The sequence below is a fragment of the Pseudomonas sp. Root329 genome (genome assembly GCF_001424925.1).
Lineage (GTDB): Bacteria > Pseudomonadota > Gammaproteobacteria > Pseudomonadales > Pseudomonadaceae > Aquipseudomonas > Aquipseudomonas arabinosi.
In genome coordinates, this window is record NZ_LMCV01000034.1 from 356,210 (window position 1) to 369,950 (window position 13,741).

Consider the following 13,741-nt stretch of genomic DNA (forward strand, 5'->3'; position numbering starts at 1 on the left):
TGAGAGCGATGAGCACGTTGAAGTGGGTTCGTAGCGTTAATGGCACCTTGGGCTGGTTCGCACCGAAACTGGTCGCGAGCAAAATGCGACTGGCATTCATGACGCCGCGGGAACTGCCGCCGCGTGATTGGGAATTGCCGCTGCTGGCGAAGTCCGAGCGAATCACCCTGCGCTTCGGCCTCTCGGCGCTGCGTTGGGGGCAAGGCCCCGCGGTGTTGCTGATGCACGGTTGGGAAGGCCGGCCGACGCAGTTTGCCAGCCTCATCACCGCGTTGGTCGATGCCGGTTACACCGTGGTTGCGCTGGACGGTCCGGCCCACGGTCGTTCGCCGGGCAACGAAGCGAACGTCGTGCTGTTTGCCCGGGCCATGCTTGAAGCCGCTGCCGAGTTGCCGCCGCTGCAAGCCGTCATCGGCCACTCCATGGGCGGCGCCAGTGCCATGCTCGCCGTTCAGTTGGGCTTGCGTACCGAAACCCTGGTCACTATCGCTGCCCCGGCGCGGATTCTCGGCGTGTTGCGCGGTTTCGCACGCTATGTGCGGCTGCCACCGAAAGCCCGCTCGGCGTTCATTCGTCAGGTCGAAAGAGACGTCGGCATGCGCGCTGCGGCGCTGGATGTCGCGCACTATCAACTCGACATGCCCGGCCTGATCGTTCACGCCGAAGATGACTGCTACGTTCCGGTCAAGGAATCGCAGCTGATCAACGAGGCCTGGTTCGACAGCCGTTTACTGCGCCTGGAAACGGGTGGTCATCAACGGGTGCTGGCTGACCCTCGGGTGATCGAAGGCGTTCTCTCGTTGCTGGCCGGTCGCAGTCTGCAATCGCGCCAATCGGCCTGAGCATCCGTTACACTGCCCCGGTGAAAATTTTCTGACCGGGAGTGGGGCATGGGCTGGGATCGGGCAACGCCATTTATCATTGATCTGGAAGTCGGCGCAGAGGATATCGATGGGTTGGGGCACGCGAACAACGCGGTGTACGTGACCTGGCTCGAACGCTGTGCCTGGCGCCACTCCCAGCGGCTTGGCCTGGATCTGGTCGAGTATCGTCGGCTGGATCGGGCGATGGCGGTGGTGCGGCACGAGATCGATTACCTGGCAGCCGCCTATGAAGGCGATGAGTTGCAATTGGCGACCTGGATCGTCGATTGGGACCAGCGTCTGAAAATGACCCGACACTTCCAGTTGAAGCGCCCCAGCGACAACACCACGTTGCTGCGGGCCCAAACCACCTTCGTTTGCATCGAACTGTCGACCGGCAAGCCCAAGCGCATGCCAGCGGAGTTCATCGAGGGCTATGGCCCGGCGTTGCAGATGTTGGATACGACCAAAATCTAAATGTGGGAGCGGGCTTGCTCGCGAAGGCGGCGGCACATCCAACATTGATGTGACTGACACACCGCTTTCGCGAGCAAGCCCGCTCCCACAGTTGATCTGCGATGTTCTGCAGATTTTCCGCACAATCCAGTAAACTGCCGCACGTTTTTCGTTGAGTGTGTTTTTCATGCAAATTGCTTTGGCGCCCATGGAGGGGTTGGTCGACAACATCCTGCGGGACGTGCTGACCCGTGTGGGCGGTATCGATTGGTGCGTGACCGAGTTCATTCGGATCAACGATCAACTGCTTACGCCTGCCTATTACCACAAGTTCGGCCCGGAGCTGCTGACCGGCGCCCGTACCGCATCCGGCGTGCCGCTGCGGGTGCAGCTGCTCGGTTCCGATCCGGTATGCCTGGCGGAAAACGCCGCGTTGGCCTGCGAACTGGGTTCCGAGGTCATCGACCTGAACTTCGGCTGCCCGGCCAAGACTGTGAACAAGTCCCGTGGCGGCGCCGTCCTGCTTAAAGAACCTGAACTGCTGAACCAGATCGTCGAACATGTCCGTCGCGCCGTTCCGGCGCACATTCCGGTGACTGCCAAGATGCGCCTCGGTTTCGACAGCCCCGACGGTGCGCTGGTGTGTGCCACGGCCCTGGCCGAAGGTGGCGCGGCGCATATCGTGGTTCACGCGCGGACCAAAACTGACGGCTACAAGCCGCCAGCCCACTGGGAGTGGATCCCCCGGGTGCAGGATGTGGTCAAGGTGCCGGTGTTCGCCAATGGCGACATCTGGAGCGTCGAAGACTGGCGTCGTTGCCGCGAAATCAGCGGTGTCGAGGACATCATGCTCGGTCGCGGCCTGGTGTCGCGCCCGGACCTGGCACGGCAAATCGCAATGGCGCGGGCCGGTGAGGACGTCGTCGAGATGACCTGGGCCGAGCTGCTGCCATTGATTCAGGACTTCTGGCTGCAAGCCAAGGCGCAAATGACACCACGCCAATCGCCGGGTCGCTTGAAGCAGTGGCTGGCGATGCTGACCCGCAATTATCCCGAAGCGGTCGAGCTGTTCACCGTGCTGCGTCGCGAGACAGAGCTGGATCAGGTCTCGCGTTTACTGGGTCTTCAGGTGTCTGAAGCAGCCTGAAAAAAATCTGTAAATAATCTCTTGAAAAGCGAAGCCGCCCTGAGCAACGGTTTGTTGAGCATCGACCTGTTGCGGGTGAAACAGGTGTAAACCTATTTCAGGACTAGACACCGTCATCTCGAACTTAACGCGCGTTCCGTAGCAGCTGCCGAGCAGCGCGAGGCTGCGTCCGGCTGCGAAGCAGTCGTGGGTTCAGACGACGCGGTGTTTCAGTTAAAACTCGCTTGCAGGTTTTACGACTGCTTCGCAGCCGGACGCAGCCTCGCGCTGCTCGGCAGCTGCTACAAGAGTTTCATGCGCTTCGGCGTTATTTGAGGAGCTTTTGGAAGTCCTCCACCGGCAGCGGCGGACTGTGCAAATACCCCTGATAGAAATGGCAGCCCAGCCCCTGCAAGAATTCCAGCTGCTCCGGAGTCTCTACCCCTTCGGCAATCACTTTCAATTCCAGGCTGCGGGCCATGGCAACGATGGCGCGGATGATCTCGGCGTCGTTGGGGTCGGTGGTGGCGTCGCGGATGAACGATTGGTCGATTTTCAGGGTGTCGACCGGCAGACGCTTGAGGTAGGTCAGCGAGGAATAACCGGTGCCGAAGTCGTCCATGGCAAAACTCATGCCGAGTTTTTTCAGGCTACGCATTTTGTTGATGGTGTCTTCCAGGTTCTGGATCACGATGCCTTCGGTGATTTCCAGTTTCAGCAGCGAGCAGGGCAGGCCGTGGCTGGCGAGGCTGTGTTCGATGCGTTCGACAAAGTCATTCTGACGAAATTGCCGCGGGCTGATGTTCACGCACAGGCTGAAGTCCAGCGGATCGATCAGGCCCTTGGCAATCAGTTGTTTGAAGGCGCTGCAGGCTTCGTCGACGATCCAGGTACCCACTTCCAGAATCAGTCCGCTGTCCTCCAGTACCTTGATGAACTCGGTGGGCGATTGCGCGCCGAGGTCCGGATGGTTCCAGCGCACCAGCGCCTCGGCACCGACGATGCGGTCGTTCCGGGCGTCCACCTGAGGCTGGTAGTGCACGCGGAACTCACCCCGGGAAAGGGCCAGGCGCAGGTCGGTTTCCATGCGCAAGCGTTCGCTTGCCGCCTTCTGCATGGTGTTGTGGTACATCTGCGCGGTGTTGCGGCCCGAATCCTTGGCCCGGTAGAGGGCGATGTCGGCGCGTTTGAGCAGGTCGATCGGGGTCGAGCCGTGATCGGGAATCAGCGCGATGCCGATGCTCGGGGTTACTTGCAGGCGTTGTCCGTCGAGGAACATCGGCTCCGACAGCAGTTCACGCAAGGTGTCCGCCAGTTGCAGGACTTGCTCGCTGACGTCGTTGCGCGAGCCTTCGAGCCCGCTGAGCAGCACCACGAATTCGTCACCGCCCAAACGCGCGACGGTGTCTTCCATGCGCACGCTGGCTTCGAGGCGCGCGGTGATGATTTTCAGCACGGTATCGCCCACCGGATGACCGAGCGAATCATTGATGTGCTTGAAGTGATCAAGGTCGAGAAACATCAGGGCGCCGCGCAGGTTGTGGCGCTTGAGCAGGGCAATCTGCTGACTCAGGCGATCCATCAGCAGGGCGCGGTTGGGCAGGTTGGTCAGCGGGTCGTGGTAGGCCAGGTGACGGATCTGCGCTTCGGCGTTTTTCAGCAGGCTGACGTCCCGCGCGGTCAGCAGCAGGCAGGCGGTTTCGTTGAGGGTGATCGGTTCTACCGAGACTTCGACGGTCAGCAACTCGCCGCGTTTATTGCGCCCGAGCATTTCCTGGTGGTGCACCCGACCCTTGATCTGGAGTTCGGCGAGCAGCGCCGAACGTTGTTTTTCCTCGGCCCAGATGCCGACCTGATACACCGTGCGACCGACCACTTCTTCGGCGCGGTAGCCGGTCAGGCGGCAGAAGCCATCGTTAACCTCCAGATAACGCCCGGTGTCGCGCTCGGTGATGGTGATCGCATCGGGGCTTGAGTGGAACGCCTTGGCGAACTTCTCTTCGCTGGCCTTGAGCGCGGCTTCCGAGCGTTGTTGCTGAGTGATATCGCGCAGGGTGGTGACGATGCATGGCTGCTCGCCGACGCTGATCTGGCGGCTGGAAATCACGCAGGTCAGGGCTTGCCCGTCTTTGTGCTGAACGAGGATCGCCACGTTGTTCAGACCCTGTTCACGGATGACCTGCTCGATGCGTCGCAGGCTTTGCGCCGATGCGTCCCATAGACCGATTTCGTCGGCGCTGCGGCCAATCACGTCGACGGCGCTCCAGCCGAAGGTCTGGGTGAAGCTGGAGTTGATCTCGATAAATTGGCCGGTGTCCTGACGGGTCACGCAAATCGGGTCCGGACTGACCTGGAACAGGGTGGCGAACTTCTCTTCGGACGCTACCAGCAGTTGCTCCCGCTCTACCTGATCGGTGATGTCGAGCAGGGTACCGGCCATGCGCAGCGGGACACCGTTTTCATCGCGATAGAGTCGGGCGCGGCTTTCCAGGAAGCGCGAGCTACCGTCCGGCAGTTGCACGCGGTAGGTCAGTTGATAATTGCCGGCAGGGCCTTCTCGCAGGCTGCGATAGGCGTCGCGCATGGTGTCGCGCTCTTCGCCGGGCACGCCTTCGAAAAAATCGTCGAAGGATTCATGGAAAGGTATGGGGTCCAGCCCATGCAACTGGGCGGCGCGTGCCGAGCCGTACAGCATGCCACTGGGAATGTGCCAGTCCCAGGTGCCGAGTTGCGCTGAATCCAGCGCCAGGTCGAGGCGCTCCTGGCTGTCTTTCAGGGCATGTTCGGCGGCTTTGCGTTCGGTGGTGTCAAGGAACGTACTCAGCAGATAAGGCTGACCTTCGAGCTCGACTTTTTGCGCGCTGAGGATGCCGTCGTGGATCTGGCCGTTGCTGGCACGAAATTGCACCTCCATGCTGACCAGTTCGCCCTTGGCCTTGGTGGCTGTGACGAGTTGCGCCCGTTGCTCCGGATGCACCCAGAGGCCCAGTTCCAGAGTAGTGCGACCAATAGCGTTCTGTACCGGCCAGCCAAACAGGCTTTCGAAATACTGGTTGGCTTCGCTGATCAGGCCGTCTTCCTGGCGAGTCAGCAGCACCATGTTCGGACACAGGTGGAACAGCGTGGCGAAGCGCTTTTCCGAGCTGCTCAACGCCTGTTCGCGCTGGCGCTGGTGGGTGATTTCACGGATGACGCCAATCATGCGTGGTCGGCCGTGTTTGTCCGGCAGCAGGCTGCCGTTGATCTCCAGCCAGTGCAGGCTGCCGTCGGGCCAGCGGATGCGGTGATGCATCGCCTGTTCCAGCGGGGCGCCGGCGATCACCGCGTCGAAGGCGCGAATGGTTTTCGCCCGATCCTCTGGCGGCAGCAAGTCGAGGTATTCCAGATCCTCCGGCAGCGGTTGCCGGGGATCGAAGCCGAACAGCGCCTGGGTACCCCGCGACCAACTGATCTGCCCACGCTCGATGTCCCAATACCAGGCGCCCAAACGTGCACCGTTGAGGGCGGCCAGTAATTGTGGGGCGCTTTCCCAGCTCTGCTCGGACCGTTTTGGGTCAAGCGCCTGTATACGCGGCATCGTCGGAATACGGTCAACAGATTTCGGCATTGGCAAGCCTTGGCTGAGTGGGGTGTCAGGTTCAGTGACTCGAGGCTCTATAGACGTAGCACAGCTTAGCCGAGAGTCCCTGGCAGATCGATTTGTGCATCCAGCAAGGCCATGAAGGCTCGCGCCGCATTCGACAGCGTCCTTTCTGTGTGCAGGATATAGCCTAGCTGGCGAGTGAGTTGTATGCCTGGTAAAGGTATTCGCGCAACCTGATCATCAAGCATAGTGCGCGGCAACACGCTCCAGGCCAGGCCGATCGAGACCATCATCTTGATGGTTTCCAGATAATTCGTGCTCATGGCGATGTTCGGCGTCAGGCCTTGAGCTTCGAACAGACGCCGGACGATGTGGTGAGTAAAGGTGTTGCCACCGGGGAAAACCGCCGGGTGCAGGGCAATGTCCGCCAGGCTGACCGGGCCGTGACTGATCAGTGAGTGCTCCGGCGCGACCACGAAGTCCAGCGGGTCGTCCCACACCGGCGTGGCCTTGACCAGTGCGTGGGGCTCCGGCGCCAGGGTAATGACCGCCAGTTCGGCGCGGCCATGGAGGATTTCTTCGTAGGCCACTTCCGAATCGAGGAACTGAATATCCAGCGCCACTTGCGGGTAACGTCGGGTGAACTCCCTTAATAAGGGGGGTAAGCGGTGCAGGCCGATGTGGTGACTGGTGGCCAGGGTCAGGCGACCGGTCACTTCGCCGGTCAGATTGGTCAGGGCGCGGCGGGTGTCGTCCAGCACATTCAGAATCTGATAGGCCCGCGGCAGCAAGGCGCGTCCGGCCTCGGTCAGGCTGACTTCACGGCCCAGTCGATCGAACAGGCGCACCTTCAATTGCTGCTCCAGTCCGGCAATGCGCTTGCTGATGGCCGGTTGCGTCAGGTGCAGCCGTTCGCCTGCGCCGGAGAAGCTCCCGGTCTCGGCAATCGCGATAAATGCATTGAGGTTGGCGAGGTCCATTGCGGTATTCCAGTTGGTTATCCAAAGCATGAAAAATATGAATTTGAGTTATTTAATGTAACCCCCTAGGATCGACCTCACAAGCCAAGGGGTTATTGAATCTCTCAAGATCCAGGGCATAGAAACACGCTGATGAGGACCGTCTGATGGCCGGCAAAACGCTTTACGACAAGCTTTGGGATTCCCATGAAGTGAAACGGCGCGACGATGGGTCGTCGCTGATCTATATCGACCGCCACATCATCCATGAAGTGACTTCGCCCCAAGCTTTCGAAGGCCTGCGACTGGCCGGGCGCAAGCCTTGGCGCGTCGACTCGATCATCGCCACCCCGGACCACAACGTACCGACCACTCCGGATCGCAAGGGCGGCATCGAAGCGATTACCGACCAGGTCTCGCGTTTGCAGGTTCAGACCCTCGATGACTACTGCGACGAATATGGCATCACCGAATTCAAAATGAATGACGTGCGTCAGGGCATCGTTCACGTGATCGGTCCGGAGCAGGGTGCCACCTTGCCGGGCATGACCGTGGTCTGCGGCGATTCGCACACTTCGACTCACGGCGCGTTTGGCGCATTGGCCCACGGCATCGGGACTTCCGAGGTCGAGCACGTGTTCGCCACGCAGTGCCTGGTGGCGAAGAAAATGAAAAACATGCTGGTGTCGGTCGAGGGCAAGTTGCCGTTCGGCGTGACCGCCAAGGACATCGTGCTCGCCGTCATCGGCAAGATCGGCACCGCCGGCGGTAACGGCCATGCCATCGAGTTCGCCGGCAGCGCCATTCGCGACTTGTCCGTCGAAGGCCGCATGACCATCTGCAACATGTCCATCGAAGCCGGCGCCCGTGTTGGCCTGGTGGCTGCTGACGAAAAAACCGTGGCTTACGTCAAGGGTCGTCCATTTGCTCCGAAAGGCGCGGAATGGGACATGGCGGTCGAAGCCTGGAAAGACCTGGTGTCCGACGCCGATGCGGTGTTCGACACCGTCGTCGAGCTCGACGCCACTCAGATCAAGCCGCAAGTCAGCTGGGGCACTTCGCCCGAGATGGTCCTGGCGGTTGATCAGAACGTGCCGGACCCGGCGAAGGAAATGGACCTGGTCAAACGCGGTTCCATCGAACGCGCCTTGAAATACATGGGTTTGAGCGCCAATCAGGCGATCACCGACATTCAACTGGACCGCGTCTTCATTGGTTCCTGCACCAACTCGCGGATCGAAGACTTGCGCGCTGCGGCGGTGATCGCCAAGGGCCGTAAAGTCGCTTCGACCATCAAGCAAGCCATCGTGGTGCCGGGCTCGGGCCTGGTGAAGGCGCAAGCCGAGGCCGAAGGCCTGGACAAGATTTTCCTCGAGGCCGGTTTCGAGTGGCGTGAACCGGGTTGCTCGATGTGCCTGGCGATGAACCCGGACCGTTTGGAGTCGGGCGAGCATTGCGCCTCGACCTCCAACCGCAACTTCGAAGGGCGTCAGGGCGCCGGTGGCCGTACGCACCTGGTCAGCCCGGCCATGGCCGCGGCGGCTGCCGTCCACGGTCGTTTCATCGACGTTCGCGAACTGATCTGAGGAACCGCACATGAGAGCTTTTACCCAACACACCGGTTTGGTCGCGCCATTGGACCGTGCCAACGTCGACACCGACCAGATCATTCCGAAGCAGTTCTTGAAGTCGATCAAGCGCACCGGTTTTGGTCCGAACCTGTTCGACGAATGGCGTTACCTGGACGTGGGCTACGCCTACCAGGACAACTCCAAGCGTCCGCTGAACAAGGACTTCGTGCTCAACGCCGAGCGTTATCAAGGCGCCAGCGTGCTGCTGGCCCGCGAGAACTTCGGTTGCGGCTCCAGCCGTGAACACGCGCCGTGGGCGCTGGAAGAGTACGGTTTTCGCAGCATCATCGCACCGAGCTACGCCGACATCTTCTACAACAACAGCTTCAAGAACGGCTTGCTGCCGATCATCTTGACCGACGCTGAAGTGGATGAATTGTTCCAGCAGGTCGAGGCGAATCCTGGCTATGAGTTGACGGTTGATCTGCAAGCCCAGACCGTGACCCGGCCTGACGGCAAGGTCTACAACTTTGAACTTGACGAGTTTCGCAAGCATTGCCTGGTCAACGGTCTGGACGACATCGGCCTGACCTTGCAGGACCATGAGGCGATCGCGGCGTTTGAAGCCAAACACCGTGCTAGCCAGCCGTGGTTGTTTCGCGACGTTTGATTGATCCGGCATTTCGGTAGGCAGGGCCGGCCTCTTCGCGAGCAAGCCCGCTCCCACAGGGTCTGTGAACAACGCAAATCCAATGTGGGAGCGAGCCTGCTCGCGAAGGCGGCAGCCCAGACACCACAAGACTCACCCCAAAAAGGAAGTCCCATGACCAGCAACGCCCAGCACAGCCAAGTCGTACAAAAGCAATTCGGTGAACAAGCCTCAGCCTATCTGAGCAGCGCCGTACACGCTCAGGGCACCGAATTTGCGTTGCTACAGGCTGAACTGGCAGGGCAGGGCGATGCCCGTGTGCTGGACCTGGGCTGCGGCGCCGGTCACGTGAGTTTTCACGTGGCCTCACTGGTGAAAGAAGTGGTGGCCTACGACCTGTCGCAGCAGATGCTCGACGTGGTGGCCGGTGCCGCCGTCGATCGCGGTCTGACCAACGTGTCTACCGTGCTGGGCGCCGCCGAGCGCCTGCCGTTTGCCGACGGTGAGTTCGATTTCGTCTTCAGCCGTTATTCGGCGCACCATTGGAGCGATCTTGGCCTGGCCCTGCGAGAGGTTCGCCGGGTGCTGAAGCCGGGCGGCGTGGCGGCGTTCATCGACGTGTTGTCACCGGGCAGTTCGTTGTTCGACACTTACCTGCAAAGCGTCGAAGTGCTGCGCGACACCAGCCATGTGCGCGATTATTCCGCCGGCGAGTGGTTGCGTCAGGTCAGCGAAGCGGGGTTGCATACCCGTAGCACCACCCGTCAACGGCTGCGACTGGAGTACACCTCCTGGGTCGAGCGCATGCGCACGCCAGAGGTGATGCGCGCGGCAATCCTCGAGTTGCAGCAATCGATGGGCAATGAAGTACGCGAATATTTTGAGATTGAGGCTGATGGTTCGTTCAGTACCGACGTGCTGGTGCTGATGGCTGAACGATAAGCGCTGAGCGATAGAATTTTTCCCGGCTAGCCCGTGACCCACGGGCGCACCGACTGATGACATGAGGAAAGCATGAGCAAGCAGATTCTGATTCTCCCAGGCGACGGTATTGGCCCGGAAATCATGGCCGAAGCGGTCAAGGTGCTGGAACTGGCCAACACCAAGTACAGCCTGGGCTTCGAGCTGAGCCATGACGTGATCGGTGGCGCTGCCATCGACAAACACGGCGTGCCGCTGGCTGACGAAACCCTGGACCGTGCACGCGCGGCCGACGCTGTACTGCTCGGCGCCGTGGGCGGCCCGAAATGGGACACCATCGAGCGTGACATTCGCCCTGAGCGCGGCCTGCTGAAAATCCGTGCGCAACTGGGCCTGTTCGGCAACCTGCGTCCGGCGATCCTGTACCCGCAATTGGCCGAGGCTTCGAGCCTGAAGCCTGAAATCGTTGCTGGCCTGGACATCCTGATCGTCCGTGAACTGACCGGCGGTATCTACTTCGGCGCACCACGCGGTACCCGCACCCTGGAAAACGGCGAGCGTCAGGCTTACGACACCCTGCCGTACAGCGAAAGCGAAATCCGCCGTATCGCCCGTGTCGGTTTCGACATGGCCATGGTGCGCGGCAAGAAGCTGTGTTCGGTGGACAAGGCCAACGTACTGGCCTCCAGCCAACTGTGGCGTGAAATCGTCGAACAAGTGGCCAAGGATTACCCTGAAGTCGAACTGAGCCACATGTACGTCGACAACGCCGCCATGCAGCTGGTGCGTGCACCGAAGCAATTCGACGTGATCGTCACCGACAACCTGTTCGGCGACATTCTTTCCGACCAAGCGTCGATGCTCACCGGTTCCATCGGCATGCTGCCGTCGGCGTCGTTGGATACCAACAACAAAGGCATGTACGAGCCGTGCCACGGTTCGGCGCCGGACATCGCTGGCAAAGGCATTGCCAACCCGTTGGCGACCATTTTGTCGGTGTCGATGATGCTGCGTTACAGCTTCAATCTGCAGGATGCGGCCGATGCGATCGAGAAGGCCGTCAGTCTGGTATTGGACCAAGGCCTGCGCACTGGCGACATCTGGTCGGCCGGTTGCACTAAAGTCGGTACGCAGGAAATGGGCGACGCAGTAGTCGCCGCGCTGCGGAATCTGTAATCTCTCGGGCCCGCTGCAACTTTCACTCTTGAAAGCAGCGGCCCACTTTTTAAAGAAGGTGTAGTTGCGATGAAACGTGTAGGTCTGATCGGTTGGCGCGGTATGGTCGGTTCCGTGCTCATGCAGCGGATGCTGGAAGAGCAGGATTTCGATCTTATTGAGCCGGTGTTTTTCACCACTTCCAATGTCGGTGGCCAAGGCCCGTCCGTGGGCAAGGACATTGCTCCGCTCAAGGACGCTTACAGCATTGATGAGCTGAAAACCCTCGACGTGATTCTGACCTGCCAGGGTGGCGACTACACCAGCGAAGTTTTCCCGAAACTGCGCGAAGCCGGCTGGCAGGGTTACTGGATCGACGCTGCTTCCAGTCTGCGCATGCAGGATGACGCGGTGATCGTGCTGGACCCGGTGAACCGCAAGGTCATCGACCAGCAGCTCGACGCGGGCACCAAGAACTACATCGGCGGCAACTGCACCGTCAGCCTGATGCTGATGGGCCTGGGCGGTCTTTTTGAGGCCGGTCTGGTCGAGTGGATGAGCGCCATGACTTATCAGGCGGCCTCCGGTGCCGGTGCGCAGAACATGCGCGAACTGATCAAGCAAATGGGCGCGACCCACGCCGCTGTCGCCGATCAACTGGCCGACCCGGCCAGCGCGATCCTCGACATCGATCGCCGTGTGGCCGAAGCCATGCGCAGCGACGCTTACCCGACCGAAAACTTTGGCGTACCGCTGGCCGGCAGCCTGATCCCGTGGATCGACAAGGAACTGCCGAACGGTCAGAGCCGCGAAGAGTGGAAAGCCCAGGCCGAGACCAACAAGATCCTCGGTCGCTTCAAGAGCCCGATCCCGGTCGATGGCATCTGCGTGCGTATCGGTGCCATGCGCTGCCACAGCCAGGCGCTGACCATCAAACTGAACAAAGATGTGCCGATCGCCGACATCGAAGGGCTGATCAGCCAGCACAACCCTTGGGTCAAACTGGTGCCGAACAGCCGCGAAGCCAGCATTCAGGAACTGAGCCCGACGAAAGTCACCGGCACCCTGAACGTACCGGTTGGCCGTCTGCGCAAGCTGAACATGGGCACGCAGTACGTCGGCGCGTTCACCGTCGGCGACCAACTGCTGTGGGGCGCGGCTGAACCGCTGCGTCGCATGCTGCGGATCCTGCTTGAGCGTTGATCGATTGAAGCAATGAACGAACCCGTGCCTTGAAAGAGGTGCGGGTTTTTTCTTTTGGTATGTTCGTCGCCTGCAAAAAGATCGCAGCCTTCGGCAGCTCCTACATTGGTCGCGTGCAAACCCGATTTTGTAGGAGCTGCCGAAGGCTGCGATCTTTTGCTCTAAATTGCCGAACTGCCAACCACCCGGTAAAGTGCCGCTCCCCCCGTTTCGCCAGAGGTAGAACCATGAGCCAGTCCTTTGATATTGCCGTGATCGGCGCCACCGGTACTGTCGGCGAAACGCTCGTGCAGATTCTCGAAGAACGCGACTTCCCTGTCGGCAATCTGCACCTGCTCGCCAGCAGCGAATCGGCCGGGCATTCGGTGCCGTTTCGCGGCAAGAACGTGCGGGTGCGGGAGGTCGATGAGTTCGACTTCAGTAAAGTCCAGCTGGTGTTCTTCGCGGCCGGCCCGGCGGTAACCCTGAGTTTCGCTTCGCGTGCCACGGCCGCCGGTTGCTCGCTGATCGACTTGTCCGGCGCCTTGTCGGCTGATCAGGCGCCACACGTCGTGCCTGAAGCCAACGCGCAGGTGCTGGTCGGTTTGAAAAAGCCGTTCCAGGTCAGCAGTCCAAGCCCTTCGGCCACCACACTGGCGGTAGTGCTCGCGCCGTTGCTCGGTTTGCTCGACCTGCAACGCATCAATTTGACCGCCAGTCTGGCCGTGTCTGCCCAGGGCCGCGAAGCCGTCACCGAGCTGGCACGGCAAACGGCCGAGCTGCTCAATGTGCGTCCGCTGGAGCCGACCTTCTTCGATCGGCAGATGGCCTTCAACCTGCTGGCGCAAGTGGGCAAGCCTGATGAGCAGGGTCACACGCTGCTGGAAAAACGCCTGGTACGCGAGCTGCGTCAGGTCATGGCGCTGCCTTTATTAAAGATTTCCGTCACTTGCATTCAAGCCCCGGTGTTTTTTGGCGATAGCTTTAACGTGACCTTGCAGTCATCGAGCGACATCGACCTGGCAAAAGTCAACGCCGCCCTGGAAGACGCGCCCGGAATAGAACTGGTGGAAGCCGGCGATTACCCGACACCGGTAGGCGATGCGGTAGGGCAGGACCTGGTCTACGTTGGTCGGGTTCGCAGCGGGATCGACGACCTGTCGGAACTTAATTTGTGGCTGACGTCAGATAACGTACGCAAAGGTGCCGCGCTCAATGCTGTGCAGGTGGCTGAATTGTTGATAAAAGACCTGCTGTAAAAGATACTTGGCAACAA

At 60.5% G+C, this 13,741-nt stretch carries 11 protein-coding genes; 9 read left to right on the top strand and 2 right to left on the bottom strand.

The window, feature by feature from the left end; genetic code table 11:
• Window positions 1-8 precede the first annotated feature (8 nt).
• The 3 genes from ASC74_RS23305 to ASC74_RS23315 all read left to right on the top strand — a co-directional run bounded on the left by ASC74_RS23305 (window position 9) and on the right by ASC74_RS23315 (window position 2,466).
• Window positions 9-842: an alpha/beta fold hydrolase gene (locus ASC74_RS23305; protein WP_056744386.1), complete on the top strand. Its 834-nt coding sequence runs from the start codon at window positions 9-11 to the stop codon at window positions 840-842.
• Between the two features lie 48 nt (window positions 843-890).
• Window positions 891-1,340 (top strand): acyl-CoA thioesterase, encoded by a 450-nt coding sequence (locus tag ASC74_RS23310; protein WP_056744388.1) that lies wholly within the window; start codon window positions 891-893, stop codon window positions 1,338-1,340.
• 166 nt (window positions 1,341-1,506) lie between these two features.
• Window positions 1,507-2,466, top strand: coding sequence for a tRNA dihydrouridine synthase (locus tag ASC74_RS23315; RefSeq protein WP_046054225.1), 960 nt, complete (start codon window positions 1,507-1,509; stop codon window positions 2,464-2,466).
• A 307-nt stretch (window positions 2,467-2,773) separates the two neighbouring features.
• Here ASC74_RS23315 and ASC74_RS23320 read toward each other — a convergent pair whose 3' ends face one another.
• Window positions 2,774-6,052: an EAL domain-containing protein gene (locus tag ASC74_RS23320; RefSeq protein WP_056744390.1), complete on the bottom strand. Its 3,279-nt coding sequence runs from the start codon at window positions 6,050-6,052 to the stop codon at window positions 2,774-2,776.
• A gap of 65 nt (window positions 6,053-6,117) precedes the next feature.
• A complete protein-coding gene (locus ASC74_RS23325) occupies window positions 6,118-7,008 on the bottom strand; it encodes a LysR family transcriptional regulator (protein ID WP_008151271.1) in 891 nt (296 codons plus the stop codon).
• A 146-nt stretch (window positions 7,009-7,154) separates the two neighbouring features.
• On the opposite strand from ASC74_RS23325, the gene leuC reads away from it, so the two are divergent.
• The 6 genes from leuC (at window position 7,155) to ASC74_RS23355 (ending at window position 13,724) form a co-directional block, all read left to right on the top strand.
• Window positions 7,155-8,573 carry a 3-isopropylmalate dehydratase large subunit gene (gene leuC, locus ASC74_RS23330; RefSeq protein ID WP_008151269.1) on the top strand — a complete coding sequence of 473 codons (1,419 nt, stop codon included), beginning with the start codon at window positions 7,155-7,157 and terminating at the stop codon, window positions 8,571-8,573.
• Window positions 8,574-8,583: 10 nt separating this feature from the next.
• Window positions 8,584-9,228, top strand: coding sequence for a 3-isopropylmalate dehydratase small subunit (gene leuD / locus ASC74_RS23335; RefSeq protein ID WP_056744392.1), 645 nt, complete (start codon window positions 8,584-8,586; stop codon window positions 9,226-9,228).
• Window positions 9,229-9,381: 153 nt separating this feature from the next.
• Window positions 9,382-10,149 carry a class I SAM-dependent methyltransferase gene (locus ASC74_RS23340; protein WP_056744395.1) on the top strand — a complete coding sequence of 256 codons (768 nt, stop codon included), beginning with the start codon at window positions 9,382-9,384 and terminating at the stop codon, window positions 10,147-10,149.
• 72 nt (window positions 10,150-10,221) lie between these two features.
• Window positions 10,222-11,304 (top strand): 3-isopropylmalate dehydrogenase, encoded by a 1,083-nt coding sequence (gene leuB, locus ASC74_RS23345; protein ID WP_056744397.1) that lies wholly within the window; start codon window positions 10,222-10,224, stop codon window positions 11,302-11,304.
• Between the two features lie 69 nt (window positions 11,305-11,373).
• The gene (gene asd, locus ASC74_RS23350; protein ID WP_033061853.1) at window positions 11,374-12,486 is read left to right on the top strand and encodes an aspartate-semialdehyde dehydrogenase; all 1,113 of its coding nucleotides are present in this window, start codon (window positions 11,374-11,376) and stop codon (window positions 12,484-12,486) included.
• Window positions 12,487-12,713: 227 nt separating this feature from the next.
• Window positions 12,714-13,724, top strand: coding sequence for an aspartate-semialdehyde dehydrogenase (locus tag ASC74_RS23355; protein WP_056744399.1), 1,011 nt, complete (start codon window positions 12,714-12,716; stop codon window positions 13,722-13,724).
• The last annotated feature ends 17 nt before the right edge of the window (window positions 13,725-13,741 follow it).